The sequence below is a fragment of the Streptomyces sp. NPDC030991 genome (assembly GCF_055571235.1).
In genome coordinates this window covers 38768-61441 of sequence record NZ_JBVIFR010000024.1, presented here as the reverse complement: position 1 = coordinate 61441, position 22674 = coordinate 38768, and the positions used below count along the sequence as shown (strand labels likewise).

General features: G+C 70.5%; 18 protein-coding genes. 16 read left to right on the top strand and 2 right to left on the bottom strand.

Going from position 1 to position 22674, the window contains the following annotated elements; genetic code table 11:
- Positions 1-8: 8 nt before the first annotated feature.
- On the bottom strand, positions 9-614 hold the full coding sequence (locus ACZ45E_RS33260; RefSeq protein ID WP_468228136.1) for a beta-class carbonic anhydrase: 606 nt from the start codon (positions 612-614) through the stop codon (positions 9-11).
- A 344-nt stretch (positions 615-958) separates the two neighbouring features.
- Here ACZ45E_RS33260 and rsmH point away from each other — a divergent pair, with 344 nt between their 5' ends.
- From rsmH to ACZ45E_RS33180, 16 genes are all read left to right on the top strand, one after another.
- Positions 959-1915 carry a 16S rRNA (cytosine(1402)-N(4))-methyltransferase RsmH gene (gene rsmH, locus ACZ45E_RS33255; RefSeq protein WP_468228133.1) on the top strand — a complete coding sequence of 319 codons (957 nt, stop codon included), beginning with the start codon at positions 959-961 and terminating at the stop codon, positions 1913-1915.
- A gap of 25 nt (positions 1916-1940) precedes the next feature.
- The gene (gene ftsL, locus ACZ45E_RS33250) at positions 1941-2573 is read left to right on the top strand and encodes a cell division protein FtsL (RefSeq protein WP_468228131.1); all 633 of its coding nucleotides are present in this window, start codon (positions 1941-1943) and stop codon (positions 2571-2573) included.
- A complete protein-coding gene (locus ACZ45E_RS33245) occupies positions 2570-4534 on the top strand; it encodes a peptidoglycan D,D-transpeptidase FtsI family protein (protein WP_468228130.1) in 1965 nt (654 codons plus the stop codon). The genes ftsL and ACZ45E_RS33245 overlap by 4 nt, the downstream gene beginning before the upstream one ends.
- Positions 4535-4603: 69 nt before the next feature.
- Positions 4604-6343, top strand: a complete 1740-nt coding sequence (locus ACZ45E_RS33240) for a UDP-N-acetylmuramoyl-L-alanyl-D-glutamate--2,6-diaminopimelate ligase (RefSeq protein WP_468228127.1) — start codon at positions 4604-4606, stop codon at positions 6341-6343.
- 4 nt (positions 6344-6347) lie between these two features.
- The gene (locus ACZ45E_RS33235; protein ID WP_468228124.1) at positions 6348-7757 is read left to right on the top strand and encodes a UDP-N-acetylmuramoyl-tripeptide--D-alanyl-D-alanine ligase; all 1410 of its coding nucleotides are present in this window, start codon (positions 6348-6350) and stop codon (positions 7755-7757) included.
- The gene (gene mraY / locus ACZ45E_RS33230; RefSeq protein WP_468228121.1) at positions 7754-8827 is read left to right on the top strand and encodes a phospho-N-acetylmuramoyl-pentapeptide-transferase; all 1074 of its coding nucleotides are present in this window, start codon (positions 7754-7756) and stop codon (positions 8825-8827) included. Before ACZ45E_RS33235 ends, mraY begins: the two co-directional genes overlap by 4 nt.
- Complete coding sequence (gene murD / locus ACZ45E_RS33225; RefSeq protein ID WP_468228118.1) at positions 8809-10251, top strand: UDP-N-acetylmuramoyl-L-alanine--D-glutamate ligase; 1443 nt, start codon at positions 8809-8811, stop codon at positions 10249-10251. The genes mraY and murD overlap by 19 nt, the downstream gene beginning before the upstream one ends.
- A gap of 115 nt (positions 10252-10366) precedes the next feature.
- A complete protein-coding gene (gene ftsW / locus ACZ45E_RS33220; RefSeq protein ID WP_468228116.1) occupies positions 10367-11680 on the top strand; it encodes a putative lipid II flippase FtsW in 1314 nt (437 codons plus the stop codon).
- A 6-nt stretch (positions 11681-11686) separates the two neighbouring features.
- Complete coding sequence (gene murG, locus ACZ45E_RS33215; RefSeq protein WP_468228114.1) at positions 11687-12775, top strand: undecaprenyldiphospho-muramoylpentapeptide beta-N-acetylglucosaminyltransferase; 1089 nt, start codon at positions 11687-11689, stop codon at positions 12773-12775.
- Between the two features lie 28 nt (positions 12776-12803).
- Complete coding sequence (locus ACZ45E_RS33210) at positions 12804-13616, top strand: cell division protein FtsQ/DivIB (protein ID WP_468228112.1); 813 nt, start codon at positions 12804-12806, stop codon at positions 13614-13616.
- Positions 13617-13904: 288 nt separating this feature from the next.
- Complete coding sequence (gene ftsZ / locus ACZ45E_RS33205; RefSeq protein ID WP_468228109.1) at positions 13905-15134, top strand: cell division protein FtsZ; 1230 nt, start codon at positions 13905-13907, stop codon at positions 15132-15134.
- A gap of 31 nt (positions 15135-15165) precedes the next feature.
- Positions 15166-15906, top strand: a complete 741-nt coding sequence (pgeF, locus tag ACZ45E_RS33200) for a peptidoglycan editing factor PgeF (protein WP_468228106.1) — start codon at positions 15166-15168, stop codon at positions 15904-15906.
- A gap of 6 nt (positions 15907-15912) precedes the next feature.
- Positions 15913-16641, top strand: coding sequence for a YggS family pyridoxal phosphate-dependent enzyme (locus ACZ45E_RS33195; RefSeq protein WP_468228103.1), 729 nt, complete (start codon positions 15913-15915; stop codon positions 16639-16641).
- A 126-nt stretch (positions 16642-16767) separates the two neighbouring features.
- Entirely contained in the window at positions 16768-17418 is a 651-nt protein-coding gene (locus tag ACZ45E_RS33190; protein WP_468228100.1) for a cell division protein SepF, read from the top strand.
- 71 nt (positions 17419-17489) lie between these two features.
- On the top strand, positions 17490-17774 hold the full coding sequence (locus ACZ45E_RS33185; RefSeq protein ID WP_188339419.1) for a YggT family protein: 285 nt from the start codon (positions 17490-17492) through the stop codon (positions 17772-17774).
- A 46-nt stretch (positions 17775-17820) separates the two neighbouring features.
- A complete protein-coding gene (locus ACZ45E_RS33180; RefSeq protein ID WP_468228097.1) occupies positions 17821-19038 on the top strand; it encodes a DivIVA domain-containing protein in 1218 nt (405 codons plus the stop codon).
- A 238-nt stretch (positions 19039-19276) separates the two neighbouring features.
- Here ACZ45E_RS33180 and ileS read toward each other — a convergent pair whose 3' ends face one another.
- Positions 19277-22414 (bottom strand): isoleucine--tRNA ligase, encoded by a 3138-nt coding sequence (gene ileS / locus ACZ45E_RS33175; protein ID WP_468228094.1) that lies wholly within the window; start codon positions 22412-22414, stop codon positions 19277-19279.
- Between the last annotated feature and the right edge of the window lie 260 nt (positions 22415-22674).

The window sequence follows — 22674 nt, the reverse complement described above, 5'->3', positions numbered from 1 at the left end:
CCGGCGGTTCAGCGGGGCTGGATCTCCCGCAGCCGGCCCGTCTTCACGTCGAGGACGAAGCCGCGCACGTCGTCGGTGTGCGGCAGGAAGGGGGAGGTGCGCACCTTCTCGATGGACTGGCGTACGTCCTGCTCGACGTCCCCGAACCCTTCGACGGCCCAGCTCGGGCGCTGTCCGACCTCCCGCTCCAGCTCCTGCCGGAACTCGTCGCCGAGCCCCTCCATGCCACAGCCGCTGTGGTGGATGAGGACCACGCTGCGGGTGCCGAGCGCCCGCTGGCTGATGGTGAGCGAACGGAGCACGTCGTCGGTGACGACGCCACCCGCGTTGCGCAGGGTGTGGCAGTCGCCGACCTCCAGGCCGAGGGCGGCGTACAGATCGAGGCGGGCGTCCATGCACGTGACGACGGCGACGTGCAACGCGGGGCGCGCGCTCATCCCGGGGTCGCTGAACGCGTCGGCGTACCGCGCGTTCGCCTCGACACAGCGGTCGGTCACGGAGCCGTCGACGGATATGGCGTCTTCGGACGGGCGGGGAACGGAAGTCGTCATAGTGCTGACGTTAGTCGCCGCAGCAGGTCCTGGCCTGCTGCGGGAGGGGACAAAGAACGTCATCGGACCTTGGTGTGAGCTAATCCACAGGGTGGAAGTTCTTCGACCGAACGAGTGAATCCGCGGGGCGTGGAGTGTCCGCCGACGCGCCTCGCGACGCGCAGGCCGGTTGATTGACCGAGGGGCGCCGTGGACTAAAGTGACGCCGAACCCCATTAACGAAGCAACACGGAGATCCCGGCGCTGCCGGACGCTCCCCGCGTGCGCGGCGCGTACGTACGGCTCGGCCTCCTCCCGCTCCGGTCGGCCGGCGTCACTTCCCCGGCGCCGACGGACCACCATCCCCTTCATGAGCGGGCGGGGACCCGGCAGTGCGTGCGACCGCCCGCCGGACCTGAGAGGGCCTCTTGAGTCAGCGACACGTTCCGGTGATGCTCCAGCGCTGCCTGGACCTGTTGGCCCCGGCGCTCGCCCAGCCGGGGGCGGTCGTCGTCGACTGCACGCTCGGTCTCGGCGGCCACAGTGAGGCCCTGCTCGCCACCTTCCCCGCGTGCCGTCTCGTCGCCCTCGACCGCGACAAGGAAGCGCTGCGGCTCTCCGGTGAGCGGCTCGCCCGCTTCGGCGACCGCGCCACCCTCGTGCACGCCGTCTACGACGAACTGCCCGAGGTCCTCGACCGGTTGGAGATCCCCCGCGTCCAGGGCGTCCTGTTCGACCTCGGCGTCTCCTCCATGCAGCTCGACGAGGCCGACCGCGGGTTCGCCTACGCGCAGGACGCGCCGCTCGACATGCGCATGGACCAGACGACCGGGGTCAGCGCCGCCGAGGTCCTCAACACGTACGCGCCGGGCGAGCTGGTGCGCATCCTGCGCCAGTACGGCGAGGAGAAGCAGGCCAAGCGCATCGTCTCGGCCGTGGTGCGCGAGCGCGAGAAGGAGCCGTTCAGCAACAGCGCCCGGCTCGTCGAGCTGATCCGCGACTCCCTGCCGCAGGCCGCCAAGCGGACCGGCGGCAACCCCGCCAAGCGCACCTTCCAGGCCCTGCGCATCGAGGTCAACGGCGAGCTGAGCGTCCTGGAGCGGGCCGTCCCGGCCGCCGTGCGGGCGCTCGCGGTCGGCGGCCGGATCGCGGTCCTGTCCTACCACTCGCTGGAGGACCGGCTGGTCAAGCAGGTGTTCGCGGCCGGCGCCGCCACCACGGCGCCGCCCGGTCTGCCCGTCGTCCCCGAGCAGTACCAGCCCCGGCTCAAGCTGCTCACTCGTGGTGCCGAACTCCCCACGGAGGAAGAGGTCGCCGAGAACCGCCGGGCCGCGCCGGCACGGCTGCGGGGTGCGCAGCGCATCCGCGAGGAGGTCGCCGAGTGAGGCACGCGCGCGTGGAGGGGTGGTCATGACCGCCAGGAGCGGTTCGAAAGACGCGAAGGACCCCAAGGGCTCCAGAAGAGTCGGCGGCGCCAAAGGGGCCGCGGAGGCCAGAGGTTCCCAGGCTGCCAAAGGGAGCAGAGGGACCGGCGGGGCGCAGAGGTCCACAGGCTCCGCGAGCCCCGCACGGGGGAGCGCCGCCCGGCTGGCGCGGCTGTTCCCGGTCACCCCGGCCGGCGGCGCCCAGGCCGCCCGGGCCCCGTTCGTCCTCCTCGTCGTGCTGCTGCTCGGCGGCGGCCTCATCACGCTGCTGCTGCTGAACTCGTCGCTCAACGAAGGATCGTTCAAGCTCAGCAAGCTCAAGAAGCAGACCACCGAACTCACCGACGACGAGCAGCAGCTCCAGCGCGACGTCGACTCCTACTCGGCCCCCGACGCCCTCCAGCGGCGCGCCCGCGAACTCGGCATGGTCACGGGCGGCGACCCCGCGTTCCTCGCCCCGAACGGCACCGTCCGCGGGAAGCCGAGCCCGGCCGCACTGACCGCGCCGGGCTACCAGCCGGCGCCCCCGCCGCCGGAGATGGTCAGCACGTCGCCGAACGCGCCGCAGCCGCCCACCACGACGCTCCCCACCGAGCAACTCCGGCAGGTGACGCCATGACCGACAGGGAGCCCCCGCGCCGCCGGGTACCAGGACCCGCGCGCTCCGCCGGAACGGCCCGTCCCGCCCCGCAGCGGCGCTCGGGGTCCGGCGCGCGCCCCGCCGCACGGCGCCGGCGCCCCGCGTCGTCGAAGGACCGCACCCCACTGCGCCTGGGCAGCCCCCGGCCCCGCCTGCGGATGGTCAGCCTGGGCCTCACGCTCGTCCTCATGGTCTTCGTGGTCCGTCTCCTCCAGGTGCAGGGCGTCGACGCGAGCGCGTACGCAGCGAAGGCCCAGCTGAACCGGTACGTCAGCCACACCATCGCCGCCGAGCGCGGCGGCATCACCGACCGCAGCGGTGTCTCGCTGGCGACGAGCGTGGACGCGTACGACATCACCGCGGACCCCACGCTCTTCACGGAGAAGGCCACCAAGGTGCCGGACGCGCCCGAGCAGGCGGCGGCGCTGCTGTCGCCGATCGTCGGGGTCGACGCGGACGAGCTGGCCACGAAGCTCAGAACGAGGAACACGCGGTACGTGCGGATCGCCGCGCGGCAGACGCCGCAGGTCTGGAAGCAGATCAAGGACCTCAGGTCGACGCTGAACGAGAAGGCCAACGCCGAGGGCCGCGAGGCGAGCGTGCTCTCCGGGGTGCTCGCCGACCCCAGCAGCAAGCGCGTGTACCCGAACGGGGACCTCGCCGCCGGGATACTGGGCTGGGTCAATGCCGACGGCAAGGGCGGCGGCGGTGTCGAGCAGCAGCTCGACAAGGATCTCGCGGGCAAGGACGGCAAGATCCGGTACGCCCAGTCCGGCGGCCAGCAGGTGCCGACGGCCGGCAGTACAGAGAAGCCCGCGGTGGCCGGCTCCGACATCGAGCTGACCATCGATCGTGACATCCAGTGGGCGGCGCAGGACGCCATCACCGAGCAGGTGGCGAAGTCCGGGGCCGACCGCGGCTACGTGATAGTGCAGGACACGCGGACCGGCGAGGTCCTGGCCATGGCGAACGCGCCGGGCTTCGACCCGAACGACCTGTCGCAGGCCAACGCGACGGCCCTGGGCAACGCCGCGCTCCAGGACGCGTACGAGCCCGGCTCCACCGCCAAGGTCATGTCGATGGCGGCCATCCTGGAGGAGAACGCGGCCACGCCGCTGACCCACGTCACCGTCCCCAACCGGCTGCACCGCGGCGACCGGCTCTTCCAGGACGACATCGACCACCCGACCTGGAACCTGACCCTCAACGGCGTGCTCGCCAAGTCCAGCAACATCGGCACGATCCTGGCCTCCGGCGAGCTCGGGGCGACGCAACCGCAGGCCAACCGGACTCTCTTCTCGTACCTGCACAAGTTCGGCATCGGACGGCAGAGCGGTCTCGGCTTCCCCGGCGAGACCGCGGGCATCCTCGCGCCGGCGAACAAGTGGTCGACGTCGCAGCAGTACACGATCCCCTTCGGCCAGGGCTTCTCCATCAACGCCATGCAGGCGGCGTCCGTGTACTCGACCATCGCCAACGACGGCGTCCGGATCGAACCGACGTTCGTGCGCGGGGAGAAGGGCCCCGACGGCCGCTTCACCCCCGCGCCCAGGCCCAAGGAGACCCGGGTCGTCAGCGCGAAGACGGCGAAGTCGGTCGCCCGGATGCTGGAGTCCGTCGTCGACGACGAGGAAGGCACCGGTACGAAGGCCCGGATCCCCGGCTACCGCGTCGCGGGCAAGACGGGCACCGCCAACCGCGTCGACCCGGCTACCGGCCGCTACAAGGGGTACACGTCGTCCTTCGCCGGGTTCGCGCCCGCCGACAAACCGCGGATCACCGTCTACTGCGCCATCCAGAACGCCACCAGGGGCAGCTACTTCGGCGGTCAGATCTGCGGCCCCATCTACAAGCAGGTCATGGAGTTCGCCCTGAAGACCCTCCAAGTGCCGCCCACGGGCACCAAGTCCGCGAAACTGCCCGTCACGTTCAAGCCATGACGGCCGGTCCGCGCCGTGACCATGATCACCTCCACTCAGTGAAGCCACTGAAGACACCGTGAAGAGCTCGTGACAACCATCACCCCGGACCCCGGGAACCAGCGGCCGTCAAGCGCCTCTCCTTCCCGCCGCCCGTCACCGCCCCCGGCCGACGACGCCCCGCGTCGGGCCCCCTCTTTTAGCCCAGCGGGGGGTGCGCCCGGTACGCTCACCGCCGTGCCACACGCTGATCAGTCCCAAACCACCCAGAAGGGCGCACCCGTGACATATCCCGGGCCGCCGCGACCGGTCGAGGTCTCCGCCACCCCCCTCGCGGAACTGGCAGATCAGCTGGGTGTCCCCGTGCCCCAGACGGCCGGCGCGGCCGACACCGACCCCGGCGTCCGCGGCATCACCCACGACTCCCGTGCGGTACGCCCCGGCGACCTGTACGCGGCCCTGCCCGGCGCCCGCGCCCACGGCGCCGACTACGCCGCGCAGGCCGCGACCCTCGGCGCGGTCGCCGCCCTCACCGACCCGGCGGGCGCCGACCGGGTCATCGAGGCCGGACTCGTGCCGCTCGTCGTGGAGAACCCGCGCGGCCGCATGGGCGAGCTGGCCGCCACGATCTACGGCCATCCGGGCAGGGAGCTGCTGCAGCTCGGCATCACCGGCACGTCCGGCAAGACCACCACCGCGTATCTCGTCGAGGGCGGCCTGAAGGAGGTCCGCTCGACCGGACTCATCGGCACCGTCGAGATGCGCATCGGCGGCGAGCGCATCAAGTCCGAGCGCACCACCCCCGAAGCCACCGACCTCCAGGCCCTGTTCGCGGTCATGCGCGAGCGCGGCGTCGACGCCGTCGCCATGGAGGTCTCCAGCCACGCCCTCGTGCTCGGCCGGGTCGACGGCTGCGTCTTCGACGTCGCGGCCTTCACCAACCTCAGCCCGGAGCACATGGAGTTCCACTCCGACATGGAGGACTACTTCCGGGCGAAGGCGCAGCTGTTCACCCCCGCACGCAGCAAACAGGGCGTCGTGAACTTCGACGACGAGTACGGCCGCCGGCTCATCACCGAGTCCGCGTCCTCGGGGTACCCGGTCGTCTCCTTCTCCGCGGAGGGCCACCCCGACGCCGACTGGCGCGCCGAGGACGTCGAAGTGGGGCCGCTCGGCTCGACGTTGACCGTCGTCGGCCCCAAGGGCGAGCGGATCGCCGCGAAGGCGCCGCTGCCCGGCGCCTTCAACGTCGCGAACACCCTCGCCGCGATCGTCACCCTCGCCGTCGCCGGGATCGACCCGCAGACCGCCGCCGACGGCATCGCCGCCGTACCCGGCGTGCCGGGCCGCCTGGAGCGCGTGGACGCCGGCCAGAAGTACCTCGCCGTCGTCGACTACGCGCACAAGACCGACGCCGTGGAGTCCGTCCTGCGGGCGCTGCGCAAGGTCACCGAGAACAAGCTGCACATCGTGCTCGGCTGCGGCGGCGACCGGGACAGGACGAAGCGGATGCCCATGGGCGCCGCCGCCGCCCGGTTCGCCGACACGGCCATCCTCACCTCCGACAACCCGCGCTCCGAGGACCCCCTCGCGATCCTCGCCACCATGCTGGCGGGCGCCGCCGACGTGCCGGCGCACGAGCGCGGCGACGTCGCCGTCTTCGAGGACCGGGCCGCCGCCATCGCCGCCGCCGTCGCGCGCGCCGAGCCCGGCGACACGGTGCTCGTCGCGGGCAAGGGCCACGAGCAGGGCCAGGACATCGCCGGGGTGGTACGTCCCTTCGACGACCGCCAGGTGCTTCGCGAAGCCATCGAGCAAACCCAGGGATGAAGTTGTGATCGCCCTCTCCCTCGCCGAGATCGCCTCAGTTGTCGGCGGGCAGACGTACGACATACCGGATCCGCAGGTCCAGGTCACCGGGCCGGTCGTCATCGACTCGCGCAAGGTCGAGGCCGGCAGCCTGTTCGCCGCGTTCGCAGGTGAACACGTGGACGGCCACGACTACGCGCGCGATGTCGTGGAAAAGGGCGCGGTCGCCGTTCTGGCGTCCCGCCCCGTCGGTGTGCCCGCCATCGTCGTCGACGACGTCCAGGCGGCGCTCGGCGCACTCGCCCGGCACGTCGTCGAGCGGCTCGGCGCCACCCTGGTCGCGCTGACCGGATCGGCCGGCAAGACCAGCACCAAGGACCTGATCGCCCAGGTGCTGCGCCGCAAGGCACCCACGATCTTCACCCCGGGCTCGTTCAACAACGAGATCGGCCTGCCGCTGACGGCCCTCTCCGCCACCGACGAGACACGGTTCCTCGTCCTGGAGATGGGCGCTCGCGGCAAGGGCCACATCCGGTACCTGACCGGCCTGACGCCCCCACGGGTCGGCCTCGTCCTCAACGTGGGCACCGCGCACATCGGCGAGTTCGGCGGCCGGCAGCAGATCGCGGAAGCGAAGGGCGAGTTGGTCGAGGCACTGCCCGCCGACGGCACCGCGATCCTCAACGCGGACGATCCGCTCGTACGCGCCATGTCGTCCCGTACGAAAGCGAAGGTCCTGCTCTTCGGAGAAGCCGCCGAAGCCGACGTACGTGCCGAGAATGTCCGGCTCACGGAGAACGGGCAGCCGGCCTTCCTCCTTCGCACACCCTCCGGGTGCAGCGAAGTGACCTTGCGCCTGTACGGTGAGCACCACGTGTCGAACGCGCTCGCCGCGGCCGCCGTCGCCCATGACCTTGGCATGTCCGTGGAGGAGATCGCGCTCGCGCTCTCCGAGGCGGGCTCCCTGTCCCGCTGGCGGATGGAGGTCACCGAGCGTTCGGACGGCGTCACGATCGTCAACGACGCCTACAACGCGAACCCCGAGTCCATGCGAGCGGCCCTGCGCGCGCTGGTCGCAATGGGCGGGGCCCGACGGGCAACGGGGGGCCGTACGTGGGCGGTGCTCGGGCACATGGCCGAGCTCGGCGACGAGTCGCTGACCGAGCACGACGCCGTCGGACGGCTGGCCGTCCGGCTCAACGTCAACAAGCTCGTGGCAGTCGGGGGCAGGGAAGCGTCCTGGTTGCGACTGGGCGCTTACAACGAGGGTTCGTGGGGTGAGGAGTCGGTGCACGTGTCCGACGCACAGGCGGCGGTCGACCTGTTGCGCAGCGAGCTGCGCCCGGGTGACGTCGTGCTCGTGAAGGCATCCAGGTCGGTGGGCCTGGAGAGCGTGGCACAGGCGCTGCTCGAGGGCGAGGTCGATGCCCGATGATGAAGCAGATCCTCTTCGCGGGTGTGATCGGGCTCTTTCTGACCCTGATCGGGACGCCGCTGCTGATCAAGCTCCTCGCGCGCAAGGGCTACGGCCAGTACATCCGCGACGACGGCCCGCGCGAGCACCACGCCAAGCGCGGAACGCCGACCATGGGTGGTATCGCCTTCATCCTGGCGACCCTCATCGCGTACTTCCTCTCCAAGCTGATCACCGGCGCGACACCGACCCTGTCGGGTCTGCTCGTGCTCGGACTGATGGCCGGCATGGGCCTGGTCGGCTTCCTCGACGACTACATCAAGATCGTCAAGCGGCGCTCCCTCGGTCTGCGGGCCAAGGCGAAGATGGCCGGCCAGCTGACCGTGGGTATCGCCTTCGCGGTGCTCTCCCTGCAGTTCGCGGATGCCCGCGGGCAGACGCCGGCCTCGACCCGGCTCTCCTTCGTGGAGGACTTCGGCTGGACGATCGGCCCGGTGCTCTTCGTGGTCTGGGCGCTGTTCATGATCCTCGCGATGTCGAACGGCGTGAACCTGACGGACGGCCTCGACGGCCTCGCCACCGGCGCCTCCGTGATGGTCTTCGGCGCGTACACCTTCATCGGCGTCTGGCAGTTCCAGGAGTCCTGCGCCAACGCGCAGACCCTGACCAACCCGGCCGCCTGTTTCGAAGTGAGAGACCCACTCGACCTGGCGGTGGTCGCGTCGGCGCTCATGGGCGCCTGCTTCGGCTTCCTGTGGTGGAACACCTCGCCCGCCAAGATCTTCATGGGTGACACCGGCTCGCTCGCCCTCGGCGGCGCCCTCGCCGGCCTCGCGATCTGCTCGCGCACCGAGATGCTGCTCGCGCTGCTCGGCGGCCTGTTCGTGATGATCACGATGTCCGTGGTCATCCAGGTCGGCTCCTTCAAGATGACCGGCAAGCGGGTCTTCCGGATGGCGCCGCTCCAGCACCACTTCGAACTCAAGGGGTGGTCCGAAGTCCTTGTCGTGGTCCGCTTCTGGATCATCCAGGGCATGTGCGTGATCGTCGGACTCGGCCTCTTCTACGCAGGATGGGCAGCCAAGAAGTGACATCTGGTCAGGGTTCCTGGCAGGGGATGAGCATCACCGTCGCCGGCCTCGGCGTGAGCGGCCTCAGCGCCGCCCGCGCCCTGGCCGGCCTCGGCGCGTCGGTCACCGTCGTGGACGGCGGCGACGGCCCCGCCCACCACGAGAAGGCCGCTCTTCTTGAAGAAGAGGGCATCTCCGTACGCCTGGGGGATGCCACCACGCTGCCCGAGGGCACCGAGCTGGTCGTCACCTCACCGGGTTGGAAGCCGTCCTCGCCGCTGTTCGCCGCCGCCGCCGAGGCGGGCGTGGACGTCATCGGCGACGTGGAGCTGGCCTGGCGGCTGCGCGGCCCCGGCGCGGCGCCCTGGCTCGCCGTCACCGGCACGAACGGCAAGACCACCACGGTGCAGATGCTCGCGTCGATCCTGACGGCGGCGGGCCTGCGCACGGCCGCCGTCGGCAACATCGGCACCCCGATCATCGACGTCGTCCTCGAAGGGGACGACGCCTACGACGTATTCGCCGTGGAACTGTCCTCGTACCAGCTGCACTGGGCGCCCTCGCTGCGCGCTCACTCCGGAGCCGTCCTCAACCTCGCGCCCGACCACCTCGACTGGCACGGCTCCATGGAGGCGTACGCCGCCGACAAGGGCCGGATCTACGAGGGCAACCAGGTCGCCTGCGTCTACAACACCGCGGACAAGGCCACCGAGCGCCTGGTCCGCGCTGCCGACGTCGCGGAGGGCTGCCGGGCCATCGGCTTCACCCTCGGCACCCCGGGCCCCTCCGAACTCGGCGTCGTCGAAGGCATCCTGGTCGACCGGGCCTTCGTCGAGGACCGGCAGCAGAGCGCCCAGGAACTGGCCGAGGTCGCCGACGTGCGCCCGCCGGCCCCGCACAACATCGCCAACGCCCTCGCGGCGGCGGCCCTCGCCCGCGCCTTCGGCGTCGAGCCGGCCGCCGTCCGCGACGGACTGCGGGCCTTCACGCCCGACGCGCACCGCATCGCGCACGTCGCCGACATCGACGCGGTCGCCTACGTCGACGACTCCAAGGCCACCAACACCCACGCCGCGCAGGCGTCGTTGGCGGCCTACGAGTCGATCGTCTGGATCGCGGGCGGACTGGCCAAGGGCGCGACCTTCGACGACCTCGTCAGGGGCGCGGCGGAGCGGCTGCGCGGCGTCGTCCTGATCGGTGCCGACCGCGGCCTGATCCGCGAAGCCCTGCGGCGACACGCCCCGGAAGTACCGGTCGTCGACCTCGACCGGACCGACACTGGGGCGATGTCCGCGGCGGTCCGGGAGGCGACGCGGCTCGCCCGGCCGGGGGACACCGTGCTGATGGCCCCGGCCTGCGCGTCGATGGACATGTTCACCAATTACAACAAGCGTGGCGACGCGTTCGCGGAAGCGGTCCGTGAACTGGGCGCCACCAGCGTCTGACGGTACCTTCGGGTGCCCGGTGACGCCGGGCACCCTCGGGAGGGGAACGTGGCAGCGCAGCACCGACAGGCGAGCAGGCCGAGCCGGCTCTACGGCTCACCGTGGGGGAGCGGCAATGGCCGGTAGCAGCGCCCGTACCACCAAGCGGCCCCCGGCCCCGCCGAGAAGGACCAGCCGCGTCTACCGGGCCCGCGTCAACCCCGTACGCCGCCTGTACACGCAGGCCCGCCGCGCCTGGGACCGGCCGCTCACCGCGTACTACCTGATCCTCGGCTCCGCGCTGCTCATCACGGGGCTCGGCCTGGTGATGGTCTACTCGGCGTCGATGATCACGGCCCTGCAGATGGGCCTGTCCAGCTCGTACTTCTTCCGCAAGCAGTTCGTCGCGGCCGTCATCGGCGCGATCCTTCTCGTGCTCGCGATGCGGATGCCGGTGAAGCTGCACCGCGCCCTCGCGTACCCGATCCTCGCCGTCAGCGTCTTTCTGATGGTCCTGGTGCAGGTGCCGGGGATAGGGGTGTCGATCAACGGCAACCAGAACTGGATCTCCCTCGGCGGCCCGTTCATGCTGCAACCCAGCGAGTTCGGGAAGCTGGCGCTGATCCTGTGGGGCGCCGACCTGCTGGCCCGCAAACACGACAAGCGGCTGCTGACCCAGTGGAAGCACATGCTGGTGCCGCTGGTCCCGATGGCCTTCCTGCTGCTCGGCCTGATCATGCTCGGCGGCGACATGGGCACGGCGATCCTGCTGACCGCCATCCTCTTCGGCCTGCTGTGGCTGGCGGGCGCCCCCACGCGGCTCTTCGTCGGCGTCCTGTCCGTGGCCGGCGCCATCGGCATCATGCTGATCAAGACCAGCCCCAACCGCATGGCCCGGCTCGCCTGTCTGGGCCGCGCCGACGCGGGCCCCGACGACATGTGCTGGCAGGGACTGCACGGGATCTACGCCCTGGCCTCCGGCGGATTCTTCGGTTCCGGGCTCGGCGCGAGTGTGGAAAAATGGGGTCAACTTCCCGAAGCGCACACGGACTTCATCTTTGCCATCACCGGTGAGGAACTGGGCCTGGCGGGGACGCTGTCGGTGCTCGCCCTCTTCGCGGCTCTAGGCTATGCGGGTATCCGCGTGGCCGGACGCACGGAGGACCCCTTCGTGAGATATGCCGCGGGAGGCGTGACCACCTGGATCACGGCGCAGGCCGTGGTCAACATCGGTGCGGTGCTCGGCCTGTTGCCGATCGCCGGGGTCCCGCTCCCGCTGTTCTCGTACGGGGGGTCCGCGCTGCTGCCGACCATGTTCGCCGTAGGACTTCTGATCGCGTTCGCGCGGGACGAACCGGCGGCACGGGCGGCCCTCGCCATGCGGCAGCCACGGATGAGATGGAACACGATGCGACGGCGCACTGCGGTGCGTACGTCCGGAGAGCGGTGAATTTCGGTGCATGTCGTACTCGCCGGTGGGGGGACCGCCGGCCACATCGAGCCGGCGCTCGCCCTCGCGGATGCCCTGCGCAGGCAGGACCCGACCGTGGGGATCACGGCGCTCGGCACGGAGCGCGGCCTGGAGACCCGTCTCGTACCGGAGCGCGGCTACGACCTGGCGCTGATCCCCGCCGTACCACTGCCGCGCAAGCCCACCCCTGAACTGATCACTGTTCCCGGGCGGCTGCGCGGCACCATCAAGGCGGCCGAGCAGATCCTGGAGCGCACCAAGGCGGACTGCGTCGTCGGCTTCGGCGGCTATGTCGCCCTGCCCGGCTACCTGGCCGCCAAGCGGGCCGGTGTCCCGATCGTCGTGCACGAGGCCAACGCCCGGCCCGGCCTCGCCAACAAGATCGGCTCGCGGTACGCGGCGGGGGTCGCCGTCTCGACGCCCGACAGCAAGCTGCGCGGCGCCCGCTACATCGGTATCCCGCTGCGCCGCACCATCGCCATGCTCGACCGGGCGGCGGTACGCCCGGAGGCCCGGGCCGCGTTCGGCCTCGATCCGAACCTGCCGACGCTGCTCGTCTCCGGCGGCTCGCAGGGCGCCCGCCACCTGAACGAGGTCGTGCAGCGCGTCGCCCCGCTGCTCCAGCAGTCCGGCATCCAGATCCTGCACGTGGTCGGCCCGAAGAACGAACTGCCGCAGGTGCAGCAGATGCCGGGAATGCCCCCGTACATCCCGGTACCGTACGTAGACCGGATGGACCTCGCGTACGCCGCGGCCGACATGATGCTGTGCCGCGCGGGCGCGATGACCGTCGCTGAACTCTCCGCCGTCGGGCTCCCCGCCGCGTATGTCCCGCTGCCGATCGGCAACGGCGAACAGCGGCTCAACGCCCAGCCGGTGGTCAAGGCCGGCGGCGGTGTGCTGGTCGACGACGCGGAGCTGACCCCCGAGTGGGTCCAGGGCAACGTCCTGCCCGTGCTCGCCGACCCGCACCGGCTGTACGAGATGTCCCGCGCCGCCTCGGAGTTCGGCCGCCGGGACGCCGACGACCTGCTCGTCGCGATGGTGTACGAGGCGATCAACTCACGCCACTAGGGGCGTACGACACGTAAGGCAGGGCAGCGTGGCCGGAGCGACCACCGCGGACCGCGGCGAACGAGACGAAGCCGAGGTGTCCGAATCCGGCCCGCCCCCGCCGCCCCGCCGGCTGCGCCTGCCCAGCCTGCGCGCCCTGATCGTGACCGGGGTTCTGCTGGTCGTGATCGGGGCGGGCGGCATCTGGGCCCTGTACGGATCGCAATGGTTGCGGGTGGAGCGCGTCACAGTCTCCGGGACGGGCGTTCTCACGCCGGCACAGGTGCGCGAGGCGGCCGCGGCGCCGGTCGGCGCCCCGCTGGTCTCCGTCGACACGGGCGCCCTCGCGGACCGGATCCGGCGGAAGCTGCCCCGCGTCGACTCGGTGGACGTGACGCGTTCCTGGCCGCACGGGGTCGGACTGAAAGTGACGGAACGTAAACCGGTCCTGATTGTCGAAGACGCCAAAAATGCGGGCAAGTTCATCGAAGTAGACCACAAGGGTGTTCGTTTCGCGACGGTCGACAAGGCTCCGAAGGGCGTTCCCCGGCTGGAATTGACGCCGGATCAGTCCGGCGCGGAGGCGAGCCTGCGACGCTTCGGTCCCGACCGGCTGGTCCGCGAAGCGGTCCGCGTCGCGGGGCGACTCCCCGACGGGGTGGCCCGCGACACCCGTACTGTCAAGGTCCGTTCGTACGACGACATCTCGCTGGAACTCACCGGGGGCCGGGTCGTCGTGTGGGGCAGCGCCGAGAAGGGTGAGACGAAGGCGCGCGTCCTCACCACCCTCATGAAAGCCGCTCCTAAGGCCGGTCACTTCGACGTGAGTGTCCCCACCGCGCCTGCCTCATCGGGGAGTTGACGCACATCGACGCAGGCCAGCACCCTGGTTGGGCAGCGCTACGGCTGATCACATAGGGTGAAAAGAAAAACGGGAGGTTCGGCGTGTTCGTTGAACGGGCGCCACTTGTCGACTTAGTGTCAGGTTCGGAAGAGTCCAGGGAACAGACACACTGGTAACCCTAAACTTCACCGTTAGGGTTCGGGTCGGCAGTCGACTAGTAGTCCGGACCGTCCCCATTCGACATCAGTCGTCGCTTCGGCAGAACGCGAGGCGGCGACACGTAACTCGAGGCGAGAGGCCTTCGACGTGGCAGCACCGCAGAACTACCTCGCAGTCATCAAAGTCATCGGTGTCGGCGGCGGTGGTGTCAATGCCATCAACCGGATGATCGAGGTCGGTCTCAAGGGCGTCGAGTTCATCGCCATCAACACCGACGCGCAAGCCCTGTTGATGAGCGACGCGGACGTCAAGCTCGACGTCGGCCGTGAACTCACCCGCGGCCTCGGCGCCGGAGCCAATCCGGCAGTCGGGCGCAAGGCGGCCGAGGACCACCGCGAGGAGATCGAGGAGGTCCTCAAGGGGGCCGACATGGTCTTCGTCACCGCCGGCGAAGGCGGCGGCACCGGCACCGGCGGCGCACCCGTCGTGGCCAACATCGCCCGCTCACTGGGCGCCCTGACGATCGGTGTGGTCACCCGGCCGTTCACCTTCGAGGGGCGGCGCCGGGCGAACCAGGCGGAGGACGGCATCGCCGAGCTCCGCGAAGAGGTCGACACCCTCATCGTCATCCCGAACGACCGGCTCCTGTCCATCTCGGACCGGCAGGTCTCCGTCCTCGACGCCTTCAAGTCGGCGGACCAGGTCCTGCTCTCCGGTGTCCAGGGCATCACCGACCTCATCACCACGCCCGGCCTGATCAACCTCGACTTCGCCGACGTCAAGTCCGTGATGTCCGAGGCCGGCTCGGCGCTCATGGGCATCGGCTCGGCCCGCGGCGACGACCGCGCGGTGGCCGCCGCGGAGATGGCGATCTCCTCGCCACTCCTCGAAGCGTCCATCGACGGCGCCCGCGGGGTGCTGCTCTCCATCTCCGGCGGCAGCGACCTCGGCCTCTTCGAGATCAACGAGGCGGCCCAACTGGTCAGCGAGGCCGCGCACCCCGAGGCGAACATCATCTTCGGTGCGGTCATCGACGACGCCCTCGGCGACGAGGTACGGGTCACCGTCATCGCCGCCGGGTTCGACGGCGGGCAGCCACCGGCCAAGCGGGACAACGTGATCGGCTCGTCGTCGGCCAAGCGCGAGGACCCGGTACCGGCCTCCCGCCAGGCCCCGGCACCCGAGCCGGCGCGCCCGACCTTCGGCAACCTCGGCAGCGTCACCCAGCGCGAGGAGTCCAAGTCCCCGGAGCCGCCCGAGACGCCCGCCCCGGTGAGCGAGGCGCCCGCCGCCCCGGTCAGCACGCCCCACGTGCCGCGGCCGTCCTACCCGGACAGCCAGGCCGAGGAGCTGGACGTCCCGGACTTCCTGAAGTGACGTTCCTGAGCCCGATGGGAACCGCACGGCAGTGATAGGACAGCAGGACGCTTCGACCTCTACGAGTGGCGCGCACTTCGCCTTCACCGACCGGTGGGGCGGGGTGAGCGCCGCTCCGTACGAGGAGCTCAATCTCGGCGGTGCGGTCGGCGACGACCGCGAAGCCGTGCTGCGCAACCGGGAGCTGGCCGCCGATGCGCTCGGCCTCGAACCCTCCCGGGTCGTCTGGATGAACCAGGTGCACGGACCCGACGTCGCGGTGGTGGACGGGCCCTGGGCCACGGACGCCGACATTCCGCACGTCGACGCGATCGTCACCACCCGGCGCCGGCTCCCCCTCGCCGTGCTCACCGCGGACTGCACCCCCGTCCTGCTGGCCGACCCGGCCGCCGGTGTCGCCGCCGCGGCACACGCGGGACGGCCCGGCATGATCGCCGGAGTCGTACCCGCCGCCGTACGGGCGATGGTGGAGCTCGGCGCGGACCCCGCCCGGATCGTGGCCCGCACCGGGCCCGCGGTCTGCGGCCGGTGCTACGAGGTGCCGGAGGAGATGCGCGCGGAGGTCGCGGCGGTGGAGCCCGCGGCGTACGCCGAGACCAGCTGGGGCACCCCCGCCGTCGACGTGAGCGCCGGGGTCCACGCCCAACTGGAGCGGCTCGGGGTGCGCGACCGGCGGCAGTCGCCGGTGTGCACGCGCGAGTCGCACGACCACTTCTCCTACCGCCGCGACCGGACCACCGGTCGGCTCGCGGGCTATGTCTGGCTGGACTGATACGACATGACGGACCTTCAGGGACGCAAGGAAGAACTCGCCACGAACCTGGCCACTGTGGAGGAACGTATCTCCGCGGCCTGTGCGGCGGCCGGCCGCAAGCGCGAGGACGTGACCCTGATCGTGGTCACCAAGACCTACCCCGCGAGCGATGTGCGGATCCTCTCCGGCCTCGGCGTGCGGCACGTGGCGGAGAACCGCGACCAGGACGCCGCCCCCAAGGCGGCCCAGTGCGCGGACCTGCCGCTCACCTGGCACTTCGTCGGTCAGTTGCAGACCAACAAGGTGCGTTCCGTGGCGGGTTATGCCGATCTGGTGCAGTCCGTGGACCGGGCGAAGCTCGTCACGGCGCTGTCCAAGGAGGCCGAGCGCACGGAGCGCGAGCTGGGCTGCCTCATCCAGGTCGCGCTCGACGCGCAGGAGGACGGCCGGGGGGAGCGCGGGGGCGTCGGCCCGGGCGGGGTGGCGGAGTTGGCCGCGCGGGTGGCCGCCGCTCCGGGGCTGCGCCTCGACGGGCTGATGACCGTCGCACCGCTCACGGGGGCCTACGCGGGACGGCAACAGGCCGCGTTCGAACGGCTCATGGATTTGTCGACTGCCCTGCGCGCGGACCATCCGGCTGCGAACATGGTGTCGGCAGGGATGAGTTCGGACCTCGAACAGGCCGTGGCGGCCGGAGCGACACATGTGCGCGTCGGTACGGCGGTACTCGGAGTCCGACCCAGGCTCGGGTAACGTCGCCAAGAAGTCGGACCACAGCAGAAAATATGGTCATTCTCGCTGATGGGCGGGGAGATCGCGTGGATCGCGGGCACTTTGGTTGACGTCAGCCGATCCACCACAGAGCGGAGGACTCAGAGCATGGCCGGCGCGATGCGCAAGATGGCGGTCTACCTCGGCCTCGTGGAGGACGATGGGTACGACGGCCGGGGGTTCGACCCCGACGACGACTTCGAACCCGAGCTCGACCCGGAACCCGAGCGTGACCATCGACGGCACGACCGGCATGAGCCGTCACATCAGTCACACAACTCCCGTGCCGCAGAAGCGGACGAATCGGTACGAGTAGTGCAGCCGCCCGCACCGCGTGAGCCGGTGCGCCAGCCCGCTTCGCTCCCCGCTGAATCCGGACGTCCGGCGCGAATCGCCCCCGTGGCATCCATCACACCTGAACGTCAGAGCCTGGAGAAGAACGCACCGGTGATCATGCCCAAGGTCGTGTCCGAGCGGGAGCCCTACCGCATCACCACGTTGCACCCGCGGACCTACAACGAGGCCCGTACCATCGGGGAACACTTCCGTGAGGGCACCCCGGTGATCATGAATCTGACGGAGATGGACGACACCGACGCGAAGCGACTTGTCGACTTTGCCGCCGGTCTCGTCTTCGGCCTGCACGGCAGTATCGAGCGGGTGACGCAGAAGGTGTTCCTGTTGTCTCCTGCTAACGTCGATGTCACGGCGGAGGACAAGGCCCGTATCGCAGAGGGCGGGTTCTTCAACCAGAGCTGAGACGCAGCACTAGTTCGACGACTGGCCAACCAGTCAGAAGCACGAGACACAGGGGAGAGGGAACCGCCGACATGGGCGTGGTTTTGGATGTGGTCTACATCGCGCTGATGTGTTTCCTCATCGTGCTGATCTTCCGGCTGGTCATGGACTACGTCTTCCAGTTCGCCCGCTCGTGGCAACCCGGCAAGGCGATGGTGGTCGTTCTCGAGGCCACCTACACTGTCACTGATCCACCGCTCAAGCTTCTGCGGCGGTTCATCCCGCCGCTGCGTCTCGGGGGCGTGGCGCTCGACCTGTCCTTCTTCGTACTGATGATCATCGTCTACATCCTGATCTCCGTCGTGAGCCGGCTGTGAACGATACGGTCTTGCCGAATGCCGACGACTACGTTGAGGTGAAGAGATGCCGTTGACCCCCGAGGACGTGCGGAACAAGCAGTTCACGACCGTCCGCCTCCGAGAAGGCTATGACGAGGACGAGGTCGATGCCTTCCTCGATGAGGTCGAAGCCGAACTGACCCGCTTGCTCCGCGAGAACGAGGACCTGCGCGCCAAGCTGGCCGCAGCCACCCGCGCCGCCGCGCAGAACCAGCAGCAGGGCGGTATGCGCAAGGGCCCCGGCCCCGACGGCCAGGGCGGTCCCCAGGACCAGCAGCAGGGACCCCCGCAGGGTATGCGCGGCCCCCAGGACCAGCAGGGACCGCCGCAGGGTATGCGCGGTCCTGGCGCTCCGGTGCCCGCCGGCATATCGGGCCCGCCGCAGCAGCAGATGGGCGGCCCCATGGGTGGTCCGCCCCAGCTGCCGAGCGGTGCCCCGCAGCTTCCGGCCGGCCCCGGTGGCCACGGCCAGCAGGGCCACGGCCAGCAGGGTCCCGGTCCGATGGGCCAGGGCCCGATGGGTCAGGGTCCGATGCAGGGCCAGATGGGCGGCCAGCCTCAGCTGGGCGGACCGATGGGCGGCCCCATGGGCGGCCACGGTGGTCCCCCGCAGATGCAGCAGCCCGGTCAGGGTCCCGGTGGCGACAGCGCCGCGCGTGTCCTCTCGCTGGCTCAGCAGACCGCCGACCAGGCGATCGCCGAGGCCCGCTCCGAGGCGAACAAGATCGTCGGCGAGGCACGCAGCCGCGCCGAGGGTCTCGAGCGTGACGCCCGGGCCAAGGCAGACGCCCTGGAGCGGGACGCGCAGGAGAAGCACCGCGTCGCGATGGGCTCCCTGGAGTCCGCCCGCGCCACGCTGGAGCGCAAGGTCGAGGACCTGCGCGGCTTCGAGCGCGAGTACCGCACGCGTCTGAAGTCCTACCTGGAGTCGCAGCTGCGTCAGCTGGAGACCCAGGCCGACGACTCGCTGGCTCCGCCGCGGACCCCGGCGACCGCGTCGCTGCCGCCGTCCCCGGCGCCTTCGATGGCTCCGGCCGGTGCGGGCGCGCCGTCCTACGGCGGTGGCAACCAGGGCATGGGTGGCAACCAGCAGAGCGGCGGCCCGTCCTACGGCGGTGGCCAGCAGCAGATGTCGCCGGCCATGACGCAGCCGATGGCACCGGTGCGGCCGCAGGCGCCGCAGCCGATGCAGCAGGCTCCGTCGCCGATGCGCGGTTTCCTCATCGACGAGGACGACAACTAGGCGGCGCGTCGTAGCGCCTGAGACAAGGCGTCGGCGTTCATTCAGGCCTTGGCCCGGATCGTTTCTGCGATCCGGGCCAAGGCCTTTTTGGCTCCGCTCGCCGGGGCGGGCGATTGGGTTGCCCCCGGTACGCGACGACAGAAAAGGGTCGGCCCCGCCAGAGACTCTGGCGGGGCCGACCCCATGTGCTGCTCAGCGGGCCACCGGCGCCGTGGACACACGGCCCACGGCGCGTGGACTATGCCTTGCGGAGGGCGAACACCAGGCTCAGACCCTCGTCCGTGAACGGGTCCCCGTACGTGCCGTCCGGCTCGCCCTGGGTGAAGTCCGTGGCGAGGACCTCGTCGGCGATCAAGCCGGAGTGCTCGGACAGGGCCGAGATCACCGCCGGGTCCGTCGACGTCCAGCGCAGGGCGATCCGGTCCGCGACGTCCAGGCCGCTGTTCTTGCGGGCCTCCTGGATCAGGCGGATCGCGTCACGGGCCAGACCCGCCTGCCGCAGCTCCTCCGTCAGCTCCAGGTCGAGGGCGACGGTCGCGCCGGAGTCGGAAGCCACCGACCAGCCCTCGCGCGGGGTCTCCGTGATGATGACCTCGTCGGGGGCGAGCGTGACGGTCTCGCCGTCGACCTCCACCGAGGCCGTCCCCTCGCGCAGCGCGAGGGAGAGCGCCGCCGCGTCCGCCGCCGCCACCGCCTTCGCGACGTCCTGGACGCGCTTGCCGAAGCGCTTGCCCAGCGCCCGGAAGTTCGCCTTCGCCGTCGTGTCGACCAGGGAGGTGCCGACCTCGGCGAGCGAGGCCAGGGAGGAGACGTTCAGCTCCTCGGTGATCTGCGCGTGCAGCTCGGTGCTCAGCGCGTCGAAGCCGGACGCCGCGACCAGCGCACGCGACAGCGGCTGCCGGGTCTTGACGCCCGACTCCGCGCGCGTGGCGCGGCCCAGCTCCACCAGGCGCCGGACGAGGTCCATCTGCGTCGACAGGGTCGGGTCGATCGCCGAGCGGTCGGCCTCGGGCCACGACGACAGGTGCACCGACTCCGGGGCGTCCGGGGTGACCGGGACGACCAGGTCCTGCCAGACCCGCTCCGTGATGAACGGCGTGAGCGGCGCCATCAGCTGGGTGACCGTCACCACCACGTCGTGCAGGGTGCGCAGCGCGGCCTTGTCGCCCTGCCAGAAGCGGCGGCGCGAGCGGCGCACGTACCAGTTCGACAGGTCGTCGACGAACGCCGAGAGGAGCTTGCCCGCGCGCTGGGTGTCGTACGCCTCCAGGGCCGTGGTGACCTCGGCGGTGAGCTGGTGCAGCTCCGAGAGCAGCCAGCGGTCCAGGACGGTGCGCTCCGCCGGGGCCGGGTCCGCCGCGCTGGGCGCCCAGTTCGACGTACGGGCGTACAGGGCCTGGAAGGCGACCGTGTTCCAGTACGTGAGGAGCGTCTTGCGGACGACCTCCTGGATCGTGCCGTGGCCGACGCGACGGGCCGCCCACGGGGAGCCGCCGGCCGCCATGAACCAGCGCACGGCGTCGGCGCCGTGCCGGTCCATCAGCGGGATCGGCTCCAGGGTGTTGCCCAGGTGCTTGGACATCTTGCGGCCGTCCTCGGCGAGGATGTGGCCGAGGCACACCACGTTCTCGTACGACGACTCGTCGAAGACCAGCGTGCCGATGGCCATCAGCGTGTAGAACCAGCCGCGCGTCTGGTCGATGGCCTCGGAGATGAACTGCGCCGGGTAGCGGGACTCGAACAGTTCCTTGTTCTTGTGCGGGTAGCCCCACTGCGCGAACGGCATCGAACCCGAGTCGTACCAGGCGTCGATGACCTCGGGCACGCGCGTGGCCTTGTGCGAGCAGCCGTCATGGGTGCAGGTGAAGGTGATGTCGTCGATGTACGGGCGGTGCGGGTCGAGGGACGACTGGTCCGTGCCCGTCAGCGCGGTCAGCTCCTCGCGGGAGCCCACGCAGGTGAGGTGGTTCTCCTCGCAGCGCCAGATCGGCAGCGGGGTGCCCCAGTAGCGGTTGCGGGAGAGCGCCCAGTCGATGTTGTTCTGCAGCCAGTCGCCGAAGCGGCCGTTCTTGACGGTCTCCGGGAACCAGTTGGTCTTCTCGTTCTCCTGGAGGAGGCGGTCCTTGACGGCCGTGGTGCGGATGTACCAGGACGGCTGCGCGTAGTACAGCAGCGCCGTGTGGCAGCGCCAGCAGTGCGGGTAGCTGTGCTCGTACGGGAGGTGCTTGAAGAGGAGGCCGCGCTCGCCCAGGTCCTCGGTGAGCTTCTCGTCGGCCTTCTTGAAGAAGACGCCGCCCACGAGCGGGACGTCCTCCTCGAAGGTGCCGTCGGGGCGGACCGGGTTGACGACCGGCAGGCCGTACGCGCGGCAGACCTTGAGGTCGTCCTCACCGAAGGCGGGGGACTGGTGGACCAGACCCGTACCGTCCTCGGTCGTCACGTACTCGGCGTTGACCACGTAGTGGGCCTCGGCCGGGAACTCGATCAGCTCGAACGGGCGTTGGTACTTCCAGCGCTCCATCTCGGCGCCGGTGAAGGACTCGCCGGTGGGCTCCCAGCCCTCGCCGAGCGACTTCTCGACGAGCGGCTCGGCGACGACGAGCTTCTCCTCGCCGTTCGTCACCACGACGTAGCGGACCTCGGGGTGCGCGGCGACCGCCGTGTTCGACACCAGGGTCCACGGCGTCGTCGTCCAGACCAGGAGCGCGGCCTGACCCGCCAGCGGACCGGAGGTGAGAGGGAAACGGACGTAGACCGAGGGGTCGACGACCGTCTCGTACCCCTGCGCCAGCTCGTGGTCCGAGAGGCCGGTGCCGCAGCGCGGGCACCAGGGGGCGACCCGGTGGTCCTGGACGAGCAGACCCTTGTCGAAGATCGCCTTCAGCGACCACCAGACCGACTCGATGTACTCGGGGTCCATCGTGACGTAGGGGTCGTCGAGGTCGGTCCAGTACCCCATGCGGGTCGTCAGCTCGGCGAAGGCGTCGGTGTGCCGCAGCACGGACTCGCGGCACTTGTCGTTGAACGCGGCGATGCCGTACGCCTCGATGTCCTTCTTGCCGCTGAAGCCGAGCTCCTTCTCGACCGCCAGCTCCACCGGGAGGCCGTGGCAGTCCCAGCCCGCCTTGCGGGCCACGTGGTAGCCGCGCATGGTGCGGAAGCGCGGGAAGACGTCCTTAAAGACGCGGGCCTCGATGTGGTGGGCGCCCGGCATGCCGTTGGCCGTGGGCGGGCCCTCGTAGAACACCCACTCGGGGCGTCCCTCGGACTGCTCCAGGGTCTTGGCGAAGATCTTCTGCTCGCGCCAGAAGTCGAGCACCGCGTGCTCGAGGGCGGGCAGATCGACCTGGGCGGGCACCTGGCGGTACTGCGTCATCAGTCTTCCTCCGGCGGACGTGCTTCTCTCCGTCGGAGGGACGAGAGGCTGCTGCGCCGTGTGCGGCGCGCTCCCGCGGTACCACCCTCCTTGGCCCTCCGGTGCGTGGTGTGCTCCGGTGAGCCCCCTCATTGGGGTCGCGATGCCGGGTCTACTGGCCGCCGCGCGTGCGCTGCGGTGTTCTTCCGGCGGCTCCGGGGTGATCTTCGCGTCGCGCTCGCCTCCGGGCTCCCACCGTCCCCGGATCGCTCTTGGCTGCG

Bases quoted from the DNA above. Each gene is read 5' to 3' on its own strand.
- murD (WP_468228118.1), top strand. From the start codon at position 8,809: ATGGGCAGCCAAGAAGTGACATCTGGTCAGGGTTCCTGGCAGGGGATG.
- ACZ45E_RS33195 (WP_468228103.1), top strand. From the start codon at position 15,913: ATGACGGACCTTCAGGGACGCAAGGAAGAACTCGCCACGAACCTGGCC.
- ACZ45E_RS33260 (WP_468228136.1), bottom strand. From the start codon at position 614: ATGACGTTCTTTGTCCCCTCCCGCAGCAGGCCAGGACCTGCTGCGGCG.
- ACZ45E_RS33190 (WP_468228100.1), top strand. From the start codon at position 16,768: ATGGCCGGCGCGATGCGCAAGATGGCGGTCTACCTCGGCCTCGTGGAG.
- mraY (WP_468228121.1), top strand. From the start codon at position 7,754: ATGATGAAGCAGATCCTCTTCGCGGGTGTGATCGGGCTCTTTCTGACC.
- ftsL (WP_468228131.1), top strand. From the start codon at position 1,941: ATGACCGCCAGGAGCGGTTCGAAAGACGCGAAGGACCCCAAGGGCTCC.
- ileS (WP_468228094.1), bottom strand. From the start codon at position 22,414: ATGACGCAGTACCGCCAGGTGCCCGCCCAGGTCGATCTGCCCGCCCTC.
- ACZ45E_RS33180 (WP_468228097.1), top strand. From the start codon at position 17,821: ATGCCGTTGACCCCCGAGGACGTGCGGAACAAGCAGTTCACGACCGTC.
- ACZ45E_RS33185 (WP_188339419.1), top strand. From the start codon at position 17,490: ATGGGCGTGGTTTTGGATGTGGTCTACATCGCGCTGATGTGTTTCCTC.
- ACZ45E_RS33245 (WP_468228130.1), top strand. From the start codon at position 2,570: ATGACCGACAGGGAGCCCCCGCGCCGCCGGGTACCAGGACCCGCGCGC.
- ftsW (WP_468228116.1), top strand. From the start codon at position 10,367: ATGGCCGGTAGCAGCGCCCGTACCACCAAGCGGCCCCCGGCCCCGCCG.